Below are 12,455 nucleotides of genomic sequence, written 5' to 3' on the forward strand. Positions count from 1 at the left end.
AAGATATCTGATTCCAGGCTTTGGCTTTAGCCGCTTCGGTTCATCAGCTCTGATGCCAATCCACGTGGTGTAATTCCCTCGCCCGAAATGGTCATCACAGTATTTGGTGAAGGGAACGAGTTTTAATCTGTCAGTGCAGAACGCGCCGCCGACGTATGGAGTGCCATATTTCTTTACCATATCGATAAATGGCTTCAGAACAGGCATTCGCGTCTGAATATCCTTTGGTTCCCATACCGTATAACCATTTGGCTGTCCAAGCTCCGGGTTGATATCAACCTGCAATACGGTGAGCGGTATATCCCAGAACTTCACAACTTCCCTGACAAACCGATATGTCATTGGATGTTCACAACCTGTATCCATGAAAACGTAATGCACGTCTTTACCTGCCCGTCGCTTTTGCTCCATTAGCCAGAGCAAATATGCTGACGTCCTGCCACCGGAGAAACTAACGACATTTATCATGCAGCCCTGTCTCCCCATCTCGCTTTCCACTCCAGAGCCAGTCTCGCTTCGTCTGACCACTTAACGCCACGCTCTGTACCGAATGCCTGTATAAGCTCTAATAGCTCCGCAAATTCGCCTACACGCATCCTGCTGGTTGACTGGCCTATTACCACAAAGCCATTCCCGGCAAGGTTAGGAACAACATCCTGCTGCTTTAATGCTGCGGTAAACACACACTTCCAGCTTTCTGCATCCAGCCAGCGACCATGCCATTCAACCTGACGAGAGACGTCACCTAAGCAGGCCCATAGCTTCCTGTTTTGGTCTAAGCTGCGGTTGCGTTCCTGAATGGTTACTACGATTGGTTTGGTTGGGTCTGGAAGGATTTGCTGTACTGCGTGAATAGCGTTTTGCTGATGTGCTGGAGATCGAATTTCAAAGGTTAGTTTTTTCATGACTTCCCTCTCCCCCAAATAAAAAGGCCTGCGATTACCAGCAGGCCTGTTATTAGCTCAGTAATGTAGATGGTCATCTTTTAACTCCATATACCGCCAATACCCGTTTCATCGCGGCACTCTGGCGACACTCCTTAAAAACCAGGTTCGTGCTCATCTTTCCTTCCCGTTCTTCCCTGGTAGCAAACCGGTAATACACCGTTCGCCAGACCTTACCTTCGATAACCAGAAGACCTGCCCGTGCCATTTTAGCCGCGGCCTGATTTATGCTGGTTACTGTTGCGCCTGTTAGCGCGGCAACGTCCGGCGCACAGAAGCTATTATGCGTCCCCAGGTAATGAATAATTGCCTCTTTGCCCGTCATACACTTGCTCCTTTCAGTCCGAACTTAGCTTTGATTTCTGCGATCTTCGCCAGAGCCTGTGCACGATTTAGAGGTCTACCGCCCATGACAGGAAGTTGTTTTACTGGTTCAGGGATCGCCTCACCACGGTTAATTCTCGCAGTCATATGGACAAGCTCATCTGCGGCCTTACGGCGTAATTCCGCATCAGTAAGCGCATTGGCCCGCATGTTCTGATACAGGTTGGTAACCAGCCAGTAGTGCGCGTTTGATTTCCACGGATAAGACTCCGCATCCGGATACAGGCCTCGCTTCCGGCAATACTCGTAAACCATATCAACCAGCTCGCTGACGTTTGGCAGTCCGGCGGTAACGGATGCTTCTTCCCGGCACCATGCAACAAACTGCCCGGGTGATGGCAGAAATGGTCGATTCTGCCGACGGGCTACGCGCATTCCTGCGTTAACCTGTTCCATCGTGGTGATCCCGTTTTCCCGAAAAGCCAGAACCCACTGGCGACGGATTTCGTTCACTTCGTTCTGGTCACGGTTAGCCAGGCTCGCCGGGAAAGTTGCCAGTAACTGGCTGAACACACCGTTGATGATCTGCGCTACCTGCTGTACCTGCGGCTTTTCGTCGTACTGTTCCGGCATGTTGTTGGCGATCCGACGCATCTGCTCACGGTCAAAGTTAACCATCTGTGCGGCGATGTTTTTCATAGATCCACCCCGTAAATCCAGTCTGTGTTTGTCAGGTCGAGTTTTGGTTTGCTGGCTGTCACGCCTGCCTGTTGCTTGTTACGGTTGATTTCGAGTTGGGTCCACTTATCGCGGAGTTTGGCCGGGCTCAGCACGTTACCGGACCAGAAGTTGTCCTGGCATGCCCAGCGGAACAGCACACACATGTCGCGGTGGTTACGTCCGTCACGTTCACGCATCAGGCGGATATCGTTAGCCCACCCAGCAAAATTCGGTTTTCTGGCTGATGGTGCGATAGTCTTCACCATGTCAAACATCCACTCTGCGGCGGTCAGGTCTTCTGCTGTCCCCCACTTGCTGCCGCTCTGAATTGCAGCATCCGGTTTCACCACAGAAAGGTCGTTTTCTGGCTGGTCAGAGGATTCGCCAGAATTCTCTGACGAATAATCTTTTCTTTTTTCTTTTGTAATAGTGTCTTTTGTGTCCCCCTGTTTTGAGGGATAGCAATCCCCCAATTTGAGGGATGTTTTATCCCTCGTTTTAGGGGATTTTCCCTCGTTTTGAGGGATGCACCATTCTGAGATGTTTTTATTTGGTCCAAACATGCCGCCTTGCTGCTTGATAATATTCATTCTGACGAGTTCTAACTTGGCTTCATTGCACCGTTTGACAGGTAACTTTGTAATCTCGCTAAGTTGAGAATCGGTGATTCTGTCCATTGGTTTATTCCACCCATAGGTTTTACGCAGAATGGCAAGCAGCACTTTAAACTGTCGCTTGGTCAGATCTGCGCCCGAATAAGCCTCAAGCAGCATATTTGATAGTCTGGCGTAACCATCATCGAGATCTGCCACATTACGCTCCTGTCCGGCAAAGTTACCTCTGCCGAAGTTGAGTATTTTTGCTGTATTTGTCATAATGACTCCTGTTGATAGATCCAGTAATGACCTCAGAACTCCATCTGGATTTGTTCAGAACGCTCGGTTGCCGCCGGGCGTTTTTTATTGGTGAGAATCGCAGCAACTTGTCGCGCCAATCGAGCCATGTCGTCGTCAACGACCCCCCATTCAAGAACAGCAAGCAGCATTGAGAACTTTGGAATCCAGTCCCTCTTCCACCTGCTGATCTGCGACTTATCAACGCCCACAGCTTCCGCTGTCTTCTCAGTTCCAAGCATTGCGATTTTGTTAAGCAACGCACTCTCGATTCGTAGAGCCTCGTTGCGTTTGTTTGCACGAACCATATGTAAGTATTTCCTTAGATAACAATTGATTGAATGTATGCAAATAAATGCATACACCATAGGTGTGGTTTAATTTGATGCCCTTTTTCAGGGCTGGAATGTGTAAGAGCGGGGTTATTTATGCTGTTGTTTTTTTGTTACTCGGGAAGGGCTTTACCTCTTCCGCATAAACGCTTCCATCAGCGTTTATAGTTAAAAAAATCTTTCGGCCTGCATGAATGGCCTTGTTGATCGCGCTTTGATATACGCCGAGATCTTTAGCTGTCTTGGTTTGCCCAAAGCGCATTGCATAATCTTTCAGGGTTATGCGTTGTTCCATACAACCTCCTTAGTACATGCAACCATTATCACCGCCAGAGGTAAAATAGTCAACACGCACGGTGTTAGATATTTATCCCTTGCGGTGATAGATTTAACGTATGAGCACAAAAAAGAAACCATTAACACAAGAGCAGCTTGAGGACGCACGTCGCCTTAAAGCAATTTATGAAAAAAAGAAAAATGAACTTGGCTTATCCCAGGAATCTGTCGCAGACAAGATGGGGATGGGGCAGTCAGGCGTTGGTGCTTTATTTAATGGCATCAATGCATTAAATGCTTATAACGCCGCATTGCTTACAAAAATTCTCAAAGTTAGCGTTGAAGAATTTAGCCCTTCAATCGCCAGAGAAATCTACGAGATGTATGAAGCGGTTAGTATGCAGCCGTCACTTAGAAGTGAGTATGAGTACCCTGTTTTTTCTCATGTTCAGGCAGGGATGTTCTCACCTAAGCTTAGAACCTTTACCAAAGGTGATGCGGAGAGATGGGTAAGCACAACCAAAAAAGCCAGTGATTCTGCATTCTGGCTTGAGGTTGAAGGTAATTCCATGACCGCACCAACAGGCTCCAAGCCAAGCTTTCCTGACGGAATGTTAATTCTCGTTGACCCTGAGCAGGCTGTTGAGCCAGGTGATTTCTGCATAGCCAGACTTGGGGGTGATGAGTTTACCTTCAAGAAACTGATCAGGGATAGCGGTCAGGTGTTTTTACAACCACTAAACCCACAGTACCCAATGATCCCATGCAATGAGAGTTGTTCCGTTGTGGGGAAAGTTATCGCTAGTCAGTGGCCTGAAGAGACGTTTGGCTGATCGGCAAGGTGTTCTGGTCGGCGCATAGCTGATAACAATTGAGCAAGAATCTTCATCGAATTAGGGGAATTTTCACTCCCCTCAGAACATAACATAGTAAATGGATTGAATTATGAAGAATGGTTTTTATGCGACTTACCGCAGCAAAAATAAAGGGAAAGATAAGCGCTCAATAAACCTGTCTGTTTTCCTTAATTCTCTGCTGGCTGATAATCATCACCTGCAGGTTGGCTCCAATTATTTGTATATTCATAAAATCGATGGAAAAACTTTTCTCTTTACCAAAACAAATGACAAGAGTCTGGTTCAGAAGATAAATCGCTCTAAAGCTTCAGTTGAAGATATTAAGAACAGCCTCGCAGATGACGAATCATTGGGATTCCCATCTTTTTTGTTTGTTGAAGGCGACACCATTGGTTTTGCCAGAACTGTTTTCGGGCCGACCACATCCGATCTGACAGATTTTTTAATCGGGAAAGGAATGTCATTAAGCAGTGGAGAGCGCGTTCAGATAGAGCCACTGATGAGGGGAACCACCAAAGACGATGTTATGCATATGCATTTCATCGGCCGAACAACGGTGAAGGTAGAAGCCAAGCTACCTGTATTTGGCGATATATTAAAGGTCTTAGGGGCAACAGATATTGAAGGGGAGCTTTTTGACTCATTGGATATAGTCATTAAGCCAAAATTTAAAAGGGATATAAAAAAGGTTGCCAAGGATATTATTTTTAACCCGTCACCTCAATTTTCAGACATTAGCCTGCGGGCAAAAGATGAGGCCGGAGATATTTTAACAGAACATTATCTATCAGAAAAAGGCCATCTCTCAGCGCCTCTGAACAAGGTCACCAATGCTGAGATAGCTGAAGAGATGGCATATTGCTACGCAAGAATGAAAAGTGATATACTGGAATGTTTTAAAAGGCAGGTGGGCAAAGTTAAGGATTAATTATCAGGAGTAATTATGCGGAACAGAATCATGCCTGGTGTTTACATAGTAATAATTCCTTACGTTATCGTAAGCATTTGCTATCTCCTTTTCCGCCACTACATTCCTGGTGTTTCTTTTTCAGCTCATAGAGATGGTCTTGGGGCGACATTGTCATCATATGCAGGAACCATGATTGCAATCCTGATTGCTGCCTTGACGTTTCTAATCGGAAGCAGAACGCGCCGACTGGCCAAGATTAGAGAGTATGGGTATATGACATCGGTAGTTATTGTCTATGCCCTTAGTTTTGTTGAGCTTGGAGCTTTGTTTTTCTGCGGGTTATTGCTTCTTTCCAGCATAAGCGGCTACATGATACCCACTATCGCCATCGGCATTGCCTCTGCATCGTTCATTCATATATGCATCCTTGTTTTCCAACTATATAATTTGACCAGAGAACAAGAATAACCCGGCCTCAGCGCCGGGTTTTCTTTGCCTCACGATCGCCCCCAAAACACATAACCAATTGTATTTATTGAAAAATAAATAGATACAACTCACTAAACATAGCAATTCAGATCTCTCACCTACCAAACAATGCCCCCCTGCAAAAAATAAATTCATATAAAAAACATACAGATAACCATCTGCGGTGATAAATTATCTCTGGCGGTGTTGACATAAATACCACTGGCGGTGATACTGAGCACATCAGCAGGACGCACTGACCACCATGAAGGTGACGCTCTTAAAAATTAAGCCCTGAAGAAGGGCAGCATTCAAAGCAGAAGGCTTTGGGGTGTGTGATACGAAACGAAGCATTGGCCGTAAGTGCGATTCCGGATTAGCTGCCAATGTGCCAATCGCGGGGGGTTTTCGTTCAGGACTACAACTGCCACACACCACCAAAGCTAACTGACAGGAGAATCCAGATGGATGCACAAACACGCCGCCGCGAACGTCGCGCAGAGAAACAGGCTCAATGGAAAGCAGCAAATCCCCTGTTGGTTGGGGTAAGCGCAAAACCAGTTAACCGCCCTATTCTCTCGCTGAATCGCAAACCGAAATCACGAGTAGAAAGCGCACTAAATCCGATAGACCTTACAGTGCTGGCTGAATACCACAAACAGATTGAAAGCAACCTGCAACGTATTGAGCGCAAGAATCAGCGCACATGGTACAGCAAGCCTGGCGAACGCGGCATAACATGCAGTGGACGCCAGAAAATTAAGGGAAAATCGATTCCTCTTATCTAGTTACTTAGATATTGGCCTTGGCTTTATCTCAATATTATATGGATCATAGCTGGCAACTAATTCAGTCCAGTAAATATCCTCAATAGGGAATAATATATGCTTTCCATTCCATCGGGAAAAAGTTTTGTTCAACACACCAAGCTCAATCAACTCACTAATGTATGGGAATTGTTTTGATGTAACCACATACTTCCTGCCTTCATTAAGGGCTGCGCACAAAACCATAGATTGCTCTTCTGTAAGGTTTTGAATTACTGATCGCACTTTATCGTTTTGCATCTTAATGCGTTTTCTTAGCTTAAATCGCTTATATCTGGCGCTGGCAATAGCTGATAATCGATGCACATTAATTGCTAGCGAAAATGCAAGAGCAAAGACGAAAACATGCCACACATGAGGAATACCGATTCTCTCATTAACATATTCAGGCCAGTTATCTGGGCTTAAAAGCAGAAGTCCAACCCAGATAACGATCATATACATGGTTCTCTCCAGAGGTTCATTACTGAACACTCGTCCGAGAATAACGAGTGGATCCATTTCTATACTCATCAAACTGTAGGGGTTGTAATAGTTTATCCGATTTCTCGCTGTAGGGGTACACGAGAACCACCGAGCCTGATGTGGTTAAAAGACAGGCACAATCTTTACTACCGCAATCCACTATTTAAGGTGATATATGGAAGAAGAATTTGAAGAGTTCGAAGAGCATCCTCAGGATGTGATGGAACAATACCAGGACTATCCGTATGACTACGACTATTGATAAAAATCAATGGTGTGGACAATTCAAGCGATGCAATGGATGCAAGCTGCAATCGGAATGCATGGTTAAGCCTGAAGAAATGTTTCCTGTAATGGAAGATGGGAAATATGTCGATAAATGGGCAATACGAACGACGGCAATGATTGCCAGAGAACTTGGTAAACAGAACAACAAAGCTGCCTGATAGTGGCCTTTATTTTTGGCATAAATAACAGAATAAACACTGCACTGTGTATTCATTCCAACGAGTGAATACACGGAGCAATGTCGCTCGTAACTAAACAGGAGCCGACTTGTTCTGATTATTGGAAATCTTCTTTGCCCTCCAGTGTGAGGGCGATTTTTTATCTGTGAGGATATGAACAGATGTCAAACATCAAAAAATACATCATTGATTACGACTGGAAAGCATCAATAGAAATTGAAATCGACCATGACGTAATGACAGAGGAAAAACTTCACCAGATTAATAATTTCTGGTCAGACTCTGAATACCGACTCAATAAACACGGCTCTGTATTAAATGCTGTATTAATCATGCTGGCGCAACATGCTCTGCTTATAGCAATTTCAAGCGACTTAAATGCATATGGTGTTGTGTGTGAGTTCGACTGGAATGATGGAAATGGTCAGGAAGGATGGCCTCCAATGGATGGTAGCGAAGGAATAAGAATTACCGATATCGATACATCAGGAATATTTGATTCAGATGATATGACTATCAAGGCCGCCTGAGTGCGGTTTTACCGCATACCAATAACGCTTCACTCGAGGCGTTTTTCGTTATGTATAAATAAGGAGCACACCATGCAATATGCCATTGCAGGGTGGCCTGTTGCTGGCTGCCCTTCCGAATCTTTACTTGAACGAATCACCCGTAAATTACGTGACGGATGGAAACGCCTTATCGACATACTTAATCAGCCAGGAGTCCCAAAGAATGGATCAAACACTTATGGCTATCCAGACTAAATTCACTATCGCCACTTTTATTGGCGATGAAAAGATGTTTCGTGAAGCCGTCGACGCTTATAAAAAATGGATATTAATACTGAAACTGAGATCAAGCAAAAGCATTCACTAACCCCCTTTCCTGTTTTCCTAATCAGCCCGGCATTTCGCGGGCGATATTTTCACAGCTATTTCAGGAGTTCAGCCATGAACGCTTATTACATTCAGGATCGTCTTGAGGCTCAGAGCTGGGCGCGTCACTACCAGCAGCTCGCCCGTGAAGAGAAAGAGGCAGAACTGGCAGACGACATGGAAAAAGGCCTGCCCCAGCACCTGTTTGAATCGCTATGCATCGATCATTTGCAACGCCACGGGGCCAGCAAAAAATCCATTACCCGTGCGTTTGATGACGATGTTGAGTTTCAGGAGCGCATGGCAGAACACATCCGGTACATGGTTGAAACCATTGCTCACCACCAGGTTGATATTGATTCAGAGGTATAAAACGAATGAGTACTGCACTCGCAACGCTGGCTGGGAAGCTGGCTGAACGTGTCGGCATGGATTCTGTCGACCCACAGGAACTGATCACCACTCTTCGCCAGACGGCATTTAAAGGTGATGCCAGCGATGCGCAGTTCATCGCATTACTGATCGTTGCCAACCAGTACGGCCTTAATCCGTGGACGAAAGAAATTTACGCCTTTCCTGATAAGCAGAATGGCATCGTTCCGGTGGTGGGCGTTGATGGCTGGTCCCGCATCATCAATGAAAACCAGCAGTTTGATGGCATGGACTTTGAGCAGGACAATGAATCCTGTACATGCCGGATTTACCGCAAGGACCGTAATCATCCGATCTGCGTTACCGAATGGATGGATGAATGCCGCCGCGAACCATTCAAAACTCGCGAAGGCAGAGAAATCACGGGGCCGTGGCAGTCGCATCCCAAACGGATGTTACGTCATAAAGCCATGATTCAGTGTGCCCGTCTGGCCTTCGGATTTGCTGGTATCTATGACAAGGATGAAGCCGAGCGCATTGTCGAAAATACTGCATACACTGCAGAACGTCAGCCGGAACGCGACATCACTCCGGTTAACGATGAAACCATGCAGGAGATTAACACTCTGCTGATCGCCCTGGATAAAACATGGGATGACGACTTATTGCCGCTCTGTTCCCAGATATTTCGCCGCGACATTCGTGCATCGTCAGAACTGACACAGGCCGAAGCAGTAAAAGCTCTTGGATTCCTGAAACAGAAAGCCGCAGAGCAGAAGGTGGCAGCATGACACCGGACATTATCCTGCAGCGTACCGGGATCGATGTGAGAGCTGTCGAACAGGGGGATGATGCGTGGCACAAATTACGGCTCGGCGTCATCACCGCTTCAGAAGTTCACAACGTGATAGCAAAACCCCGCTCCGGAAAGAAGTGGCCTGACATGAAAATGTCCTACTTCCACACCCTGCTTGCTGAGGTTTGCACCGGTGTGGCTCCGGAAGTTAACGCTAAAGCACTGGCCTGGGGAAAACAGTACGAGAACGACGCCAGAACCCTGTTTGAATTCACTTCCGGCGTGAATGTTACTGAATCCCCGATCATCTATCGCGACGAAAGTATGCGTACCGCCTGCTCTCCCGATGGTTTATGCAGTGACGGCAACGGCCTTGAACTGAAATGCCCGTTTACCTCCCGGGATTTCATGAAGTTCCGGCTCGGTGGTTTCGAGGCCATAAAGTCAGCTTACATGGCCCAGGTGCAGTACAGCATGTGGGTGACGCGAAAAAATGCCTGGTACTTTGCCAACTATGACCCGCGTATGAAGCGTGAAGGCCTGCATTATGTCGTGATTGAGCGGGATGAAAAGTACATGGCGAGTTTTGACGAGATCGTGCCGGAGTTCATCGAAAAAATGGACGAGGCACTGGCTGAAATTGGTTTTGTATTTGGGGAGCAATGGCGATGACGCATCCTCACGATAATATCCGGGTAGGCGCAATCACTTTCGTCTACTCCGTTACAAAGCGAGGCTGGGTATTTCCCGGCCTTTCTGTTATCCGAAATCCACTGAAAGCACAGCGGCTGGCTGAGGAGATAAATAATAAACGAGGGGCTGTATGCACAAAGCATCTTCTGTTGAGTTAAGAACGAGTATCGAGATGGCACATAGCCTTGCTCAAATTGGAATCAGGTTTGTGCCAATACCAGTAGAAACAGACGAAGAATTTCATACGTTAGCCGCATCCCTTTCACAAAAGCTGGAAATGATGGTGGCGAAAGCAGAAGCAGATGAGAGAAACCAGGTATGACAACCACGGAATGCATTTTTCTGGCAGCGGGCTTCATATTCTGTGTGCTTATGCTTGCCGACATGGGACTTGTTCAATGACACCTCAGCAGGAAAACGCCCTTCGCAGCATTGCCCGTCAGGCTAATTCTGAAATCAAAAAAAGCCAGACAGCAGTTTCCGGATAAAAACGTCGATGACATTTGCCGTAGCGTACTGAAGAAGCACCGCGAAACGGTAACGCTGATGGGATTCACACCGACTCATTTAAGCCTGGCAATCGGCATGTTAAACGGCGTCTTTAAGGAACGATGAACATGAAAAGCAAAATCATCAGGGAGCTACAGGCTCCTTTTTTATTATTCGCATTCACCCTCAAGCGTATTAACCAACAGTTCAGGGATTAATGAAAGATGGCAGACATCATTGATTCAGCATCAGAAATAGAAGAATTACAGCGCAACACAGCAATAAAAATGCGCCGCCTGAACCACCAGGCTATATCTGCCACTCATTGTTGTGAGTGTGGCGATCCGATAGATGAACGAAGACGCCTGGTCGTTCAGGGTTGTCGGACTTGTGCAAGTTGCCAGGAGGATCTGGAACTTATCAGTAAACAGAGAGGTTCGAAGTGAGCGAAATTAACTCTCAGGCACTGCGTGAAGCGGCAGAGCAGGCAATGCATGACGACTGGGGATTTGACGCAGACCTTTTCCATGAATTGGTAACACCATCGATTGTGCTGGAACTGCTGGATGAACGGGAAAGAAACCAGCAATACATCAAACGCCGCGACCAGGAGAACGAGGATATTGCGCTAACAGTAGGGAAACTGCGTGTTGAGCTTGAAACAGCAAAATCAAAACTCAACGAGCAGCGTGAGTATTACGAAGGTGTTATCTCGGATGGGAGTAAGCGTATTGCTAAACTGGAAAGCAACGAAGTCCGTGAAGACGGAAACCAGTTTCTTGTTGTTCGCCATCCTGGGAAGACTCCTGTTATCAAGCACTGCACTGGTGACCTGGAAGAGTTTCTGCGGCAGTTAATCGAACAAGACCCGTTAGTAACTATCGACATCATTACGCATCGCTATTACGGGGTTGGAGGTCAATGGGTTCAGGATGCAGGTGAGTATCTGCATATGATGTCTGACGCTGGCATTCGCATCAAAGGAGAGTGAGATCGGTTTTGTAAAAGATAACGCTTGTGAAAATGCTGAATTTCGCGTCGTCTTCACAGCGATGCCAGAGTCTGTAGTGTCAGATGATGACCGTACTCAAACATCGGGTTGAGTATTATCTTACTGTTTCTTTACATAAACATTGCTGATACCGTTTAGCTGAAACGACATACATTGCAAGGAGTTTATAAATGAGTATCAATGAGTTAGAGTCTGAGCAAAAAGATTGGGCGTTATCAATGTTGTGCAGATCCGGTGTCTTGTCTCCATGCAGACATCACGAAGGTGTTTATGTAGATGAAGGTATAGATATAGAGTCGGCATACAAATATTCCATGAAGGTTTATAAGTCTAATGAAGACAAATCCCCATTCTGCAATGTGCGAGAAATGACTGATACCGTGCAAAATTATTATCACGAGTACGGTGGAAACGATACTTGCCCTCTCTGTACAAAACATATAGATGATTAAACCCAATATTACATAACAATCCTCGCACTCGCGGGGATTTATTTTATCTGAACTCGCTACGGCGGGTTTTGTTTTATGGAGATGATAAATGCACTTCCGAGTCACAGGAGAATGGAATGGAGAGCCATTCAACAGAGTTATCGAAGCGGAGAACATCAACGACTGCTACGACCACTGGATGATATGGGCGCAGATAGCACATGCAGACGTAACCAATATTCGAATTGAAGAACTGAAAGAACACCAAGCCGCCTGATGGCGGTTTTTTCTTGCGTGTAAT

25 protein-coding genes are annotated in these 12,455 nt (G+C 46.1%); 17 read left to right on the plus strand and 8 right to left on the minus strand.

The window, feature by feature from the left end:
- The 7 genes from G3255_RS17930 to G3255_RS17960 all read right to left on the minus strand — a co-directional run.
- Positions 1-468 (minus strand): phosphoadenosine phosphosulfate reductase domain-containing protein (locus G3255_RS17930; RefSeq protein WP_210599555.1); only part of this gene is annotated, 468 nt, incomplete at its 3' end.
- Positions 465-905 carry a recombination protein NinB gene (locus G3255_RS17935; RefSeq protein WP_000736903.1) on the minus strand — a complete coding sequence of 147 codons (441 nt, stop codon included), beginning with the start codon at positions 903-905 and terminating at the stop codon, positions 465-467. The genes G3255_RS17930 and G3255_RS17935, both read right to left, overlap by 4 nt.
- 73 nt (positions 906-978) lie before the next feature.
- A complete protein-coding gene (locus G3255_RS17940) occupies positions 979-1,269 on the minus strand; it encodes a protein ren (RefSeq protein ID WP_000145933.1) in 291 nt (96 codons plus the stop codon).
- The gene (locus G3255_RS17945; protein WP_000788910.1) at positions 1,266-1,967 is read right to left on the minus strand and encodes a replication protein P; all 702 of its coding nucleotides are present in this window, start codon (positions 1,965-1,967) and stop codon (positions 1,266-1,268) included. The genes G3255_RS17940 and G3255_RS17945 overlap by 4 nt, the downstream gene beginning before the upstream one ends.
- Positions 1,964-2,863, minus strand: coding sequence for a replication protein (locus tag G3255_RS17950; protein WP_000185505.1), 900 nt, complete (start codon positions 2,861-2,863; stop codon positions 1,964-1,966). The genes G3255_RS17945 and G3255_RS17950 overlap by 4 nt, the downstream gene beginning before the upstream one ends.
- Before the next feature lie 32 nt (positions 2,864-2,895).
- Positions 2,896-3,189 carry a CII family transcriptional regulator gene (locus G3255_RS17955; RefSeq protein WP_000251069.1) on the minus strand — a complete coding sequence of 98 codons (294 nt, stop codon included), beginning with the start codon at positions 3,187-3,189 and terminating at the stop codon, positions 2,896-2,898.
- A 118-nt stretch (positions 3,190-3,307) separates the two neighbouring features.
- On the minus strand, positions 3,308-3,508 hold the full coding sequence (locus tag G3255_RS17960; protein WP_000437875.1) for a Cro/CI family transcriptional regulator: 201 nt from the start codon (positions 3,506-3,508) through the stop codon (positions 3,308-3,310).
- A gap of 100 nt (positions 3,509-3,608) precedes the next feature.
- Between G3255_RS17960 and G3255_RS17965 the strand changes: the two genes are divergently transcribed.
- From G3255_RS17965 to G3255_RS17980, 4 genes are all read left to right on the plus strand, one after another.
- A complete protein-coding gene (locus G3255_RS17965; RefSeq protein WP_000104864.1) occupies positions 3,609-4,322 on the plus strand; it encodes a LexA family protein in 714 nt (237 codons plus the stop codon).
- Between the two features lie 112 nt (positions 4,323-4,434).
- On the plus strand, positions 4,435-5,274 hold the full coding sequence (locus G3255_RS17970) for a RexA family antiphage protein (RefSeq protein ID WP_000788349.1): 840 nt from the start codon (positions 4,435-4,437) through the stop codon (positions 5,272-5,274).
- A 15-nt stretch (positions 5,275-5,289) separates the two neighbouring features.
- Positions 5,290-5,724, plus strand: a complete 435-nt coding sequence (locus tag G3255_RS17975) for a protein rexB (protein ID WP_001245922.1) — start codon at positions 5,290-5,292, stop codon at positions 5,722-5,724.
- A 464-nt stretch (positions 5,725-6,188) separates the two neighbouring features.
- Positions 6,189-6,512, plus strand: coding sequence for an antitermination protein N (locus G3255_RS17980; protein ID WP_001564525.1), 324 nt, complete (start codon positions 6,189-6,191; stop codon positions 6,510-6,512).
- On the opposite strand, the gene G3255_RS17985 is transcribed toward G3255_RS17980, so the two are convergent.
- Positions 6,513-7,052, minus strand: coding sequence for a superinfection exclusion B family protein (locus tag G3255_RS17985; RefSeq protein WP_001359460.1), 540 nt, complete (start codon positions 7,050-7,052; stop codon positions 6,513-6,515).
- A gap of 209 nt (positions 7,053-7,261) precedes the next feature.
- On the opposite strand from G3255_RS17985, the gene G3255_RS17990 reads away from it, so the two are divergent.
- The 13 genes from G3255_RS17990 (at position 7,262) to G3255_RS18050 (ending at position 12,431) form a co-directional block, all read left to right on the plus strand.
- Positions 7,262-7,462 carry an antirestriction Ral family protein gene (locus G3255_RS17990; RefSeq protein WP_000213975.1) on the plus strand — a complete coding sequence of 67 codons (201 nt, stop codon included), beginning with the start codon at positions 7,262-7,264 and terminating at the stop codon, positions 7,460-7,462.
- A 182-nt stretch (positions 7,463-7,644) separates the two neighbouring features.
- The gene (locus G3255_RS17995) at positions 7,645-8,013 is read left to right on the plus strand and encodes a DUF2528 family protein (protein WP_000065374.1); all 369 of its coding nucleotides are present in this window, start codon (positions 7,645-7,647) and stop codon (positions 8,011-8,013) included.
- Between the two features lie 72 nt (positions 8,014-8,085).
- Positions 8,086-8,250: a protease FtsH-inhibitory lysogeny factor CIII gene (locus tag G3255_RS20435; protein WP_001198861.1), complete on the plus strand. Its 165-nt coding sequence runs from the start codon at positions 8,086-8,088 to the stop codon at positions 8,248-8,250.
- Positions 8,234-8,362 (plus strand): host cell division inhibitory peptide Kil, encoded by a 129-nt coding sequence (gene kil / locus G3255_RS20440; RefSeq protein WP_001007579.1) that lies wholly within the window; start codon positions 8,234-8,236, stop codon positions 8,360-8,362. Before G3255_RS20435 ends, kil begins: the two co-directional genes overlap by 17 nt.
- A 74-nt stretch (positions 8,363-8,436) precedes the next feature.
- On the plus strand, positions 8,437-8,733 hold the full coding sequence (locus tag G3255_RS18010) for a host-nuclease inhibitor Gam family protein (RefSeq protein WP_000995451.1): 297 nt from the start codon (positions 8,437-8,439) through the stop codon (positions 8,731-8,733).
- A 5-nt stretch (positions 8,734-8,738) separates the two neighbouring features.
- On the plus strand, positions 8,739-9,524 hold the full coding sequence (gene bet / locus G3255_RS18015) for a phage recombination protein Bet (RefSeq protein WP_000100844.1): 786 nt from the start codon (positions 8,739-8,741) through the stop codon (positions 9,522-9,524).
- Complete coding sequence (locus G3255_RS18020) at positions 9,521-10,201, plus strand: lambda exonuclease family protein (RefSeq protein WP_000186853.1); 681 nt, start codon at positions 9,521-9,523, stop codon at positions 10,199-10,201. The genes bet and G3255_RS18020 overlap by 4 nt, the downstream gene beginning before the upstream one ends.
- Positions 10,198-10,380, plus strand: coding sequence for a DUF1317 domain-containing protein (locus tag G3255_RS18025; RefSeq protein WP_000149542.1), 183 nt, complete (start codon positions 10,198-10,200; stop codon positions 10,378-10,380). The genes G3255_RS18020 and G3255_RS18025 overlap by 4 nt, the downstream gene beginning before the upstream one ends.
- Positions 10,353-10,544, plus strand: coding sequence for a DUF1382 family protein (locus G3255_RS18030; RefSeq protein ID WP_015979260.1), 192 nt, complete (start codon positions 10,353-10,355; stop codon positions 10,542-10,544). Before G3255_RS18025 ends, G3255_RS18030 begins: the two co-directional genes overlap by 28 nt.
- Positions 10,545-10,935: 391 nt before the next feature.
- Positions 10,936-11,157: a TraR/DksA family transcriptional regulator gene (locus tag G3255_RS18035; protein WP_000763367.1), complete on the plus strand. Its 222-nt coding sequence runs from the start codon at positions 10,936-10,938 to the stop codon at positions 11,155-11,157.
- Positions 11,154-11,702, plus strand: coding sequence for an ead/Ea22-like family protein (locus G3255_RS18040; protein ID WP_001289873.1), 549 nt, complete (start codon positions 11,154-11,156; stop codon positions 11,700-11,702). The genes G3255_RS18035 and G3255_RS18040 overlap by 4 nt, the downstream gene beginning before the upstream one ends.
- Before the next feature lie 191 nt (positions 11,703-11,893).
- Entirely contained in the window at positions 11,894-12,175 is a 282-nt protein-coding gene (locus G3255_RS18045) for an Ea8.5 family phage-derived protein (RefSeq protein WP_000026224.1), read from the plus strand.
- An 88-nt stretch (positions 12,176-12,263) separates the two neighbouring features.
- Positions 12,264-12,431, plus strand: a complete 168-nt coding sequence (locus G3255_RS18050; RefSeq protein WP_000545733.1) for a hypothetical protein — start codon at positions 12,264-12,266, stop codon at positions 12,429-12,431.
- The last annotated feature ends 24 nt before the right edge of the window (positions 12,432-12,455 follow it).

This window comes from Planococcus sp. MSAK28401 (assembly GCF_018283455.1).
GTDB classification, from domain to species: Bacteria; Bacillota; Bacilli; order Bacillales_A; family Planococcaceae; genus Planococcus; species Planococcus alpniumensis.

Excerpts from the sequence above, each read along its gene's own strand:
- G3255_RS17950 (WP_000185505.1), bottom strand. The coding sequence starts at position 2,863 with ATGACAAATACAGCAAAAATACTCAACTTCGGCAGAGGTAACTTTGCC.
- G3255_RS17935 (WP_000736903.1), bottom strand. The coding sequence starts at position 905 with ATGAAAAAACTAACCTTTGAAATTCGATCTCCAGCACATCAGCAAAAC.
- G3255_RS18050 (WP_000545733.1), top strand. The coding sequence starts at position 12,264 with ATGCACTTCCGAGTCACAGGAGAATGGAATGGAGAGCCATTCAACAGA.
- kil (WP_001007579.1), top strand. The coding sequence starts at position 8,234 with ATGGCTATCCAGACTAAATTCACTATCGCCACTTTTATTGGCGATGAA.
- G3255_RS17995 (WP_000065374.1), top strand. The coding sequence starts at position 7,645 with ATGTCAAACATCAAAAAATACATCATTGATTACGACTGGAAAGCATCA.
- G3255_RS18010 (WP_000995451.1), top strand. The coding sequence starts at position 8,437 with ATGAACGCTTATTACATTCAGGATCGTCTTGAGGCTCAGAGCTGGGCG.
- G3255_RS17955 (WP_000251069.1), bottom strand. The coding sequence starts at position 3,189 with ATGGTTCGTGCAAACAAACGCAACGAGGCTCTACGAATCGAGAGTGCG.
- G3255_RS17940 (WP_000145933.1), bottom strand. The coding sequence starts at position 1,269 with ATGACGGGCAAAGAGGCAATTATTCATTACCTGGGGACGCATAATAGC.
- G3255_RS17965 (WP_000104864.1), top strand. The coding sequence starts at position 3,609 with ATGAGCACAAAAAAGAAACCATTAACACAAGAGCAGCTTGAGGACGCA.
- G3255_RS18035 (WP_000763367.1), top strand. The coding sequence starts at position 10,936 with ATGGCAGACATCATTGATTCAGCATCAGAAATAGAAGAATTACAGCGC.
- G3255_RS17990 (WP_000213975.1), top strand. The coding sequence starts at position 7,262 with ATGACTACGACTATTGATAAAAATCAATGGTGTGGACAATTCAAGCGA.
- G3255_RS17945 (WP_000788910.1), bottom strand. The coding sequence starts at position 1,967 with ATGAAAAACATCGCCGCACAGATGGTTAACTTTGACCGTGAGCAGATG.
- G3255_RS18020 (WP_000186853.1), top strand. The coding sequence starts at position 9,521 with ATGACACCGGACATTATCCTGCAGCGTACCGGGATCGATGTGAGAGCT.
- G3255_RS17970 (WP_000788349.1), top strand. The coding sequence starts at position 4,435 with ATGAAGAATGGTTTTTATGCGACTTACCGCAGCAAAAATAAAGGGAAA.
- G3255_RS17985 (WP_001359460.1), bottom strand. The coding sequence starts at position 7,052 with ATGGATCCACTCGTTATTCTCGGACGAGTGTTCAGTAATGAACCTCTG.
- G3255_RS17980 (WP_001564525.1), top strand. The coding sequence starts at position 6,189 with ATGGATGCACAAACACGCCGCCGCGAACGTCGCGCAGAGAAACAGGCT.
- G3255_RS17960 (WP_000437875.1), bottom strand. The coding sequence starts at position 3,508 with ATGGAACAACGCATAACCCTGAAAGATTATGCAATGCGCTTTGGGCAA.
- G3255_RS18045 (WP_000026224.1), top strand. The coding sequence starts at position 11,894 with ATGAGTATCAATGAGTTAGAGTCTGAGCAAAAAGATTGGGCGTTATCA.
- G3255_RS18025 (WP_000149542.1), top strand. The coding sequence starts at position 10,198 with ATGACGCATCCTCACGATAATATCCGGGTAGGCGCAATCACTTTCGTC.
- G3255_RS18030 (WP_015979260.1), top strand. The coding sequence starts at position 10,353 with ATGCACAAAGCATCTTCTGTTGAGTTAAGAACGAGTATCGAGATGGCA.
- G3255_RS20435 (WP_001198861.1), top strand. The coding sequence starts at position 8,086 with ATGCAATATGCCATTGCAGGGTGGCCTGTTGCTGGCTGCCCTTCCGAA.
- bet (WP_000100844.1), top strand. The coding sequence starts at position 8,739 with ATGAGTACTGCACTCGCAACGCTGGCTGGGAAGCTGGCTGAACGTGTC.
- G3255_RS17975 (WP_001245922.1), top strand. The coding sequence starts at position 5,290 with ATGCGGAACAGAATCATGCCTGGTGTTTACATAGTAATAATTCCTTAC.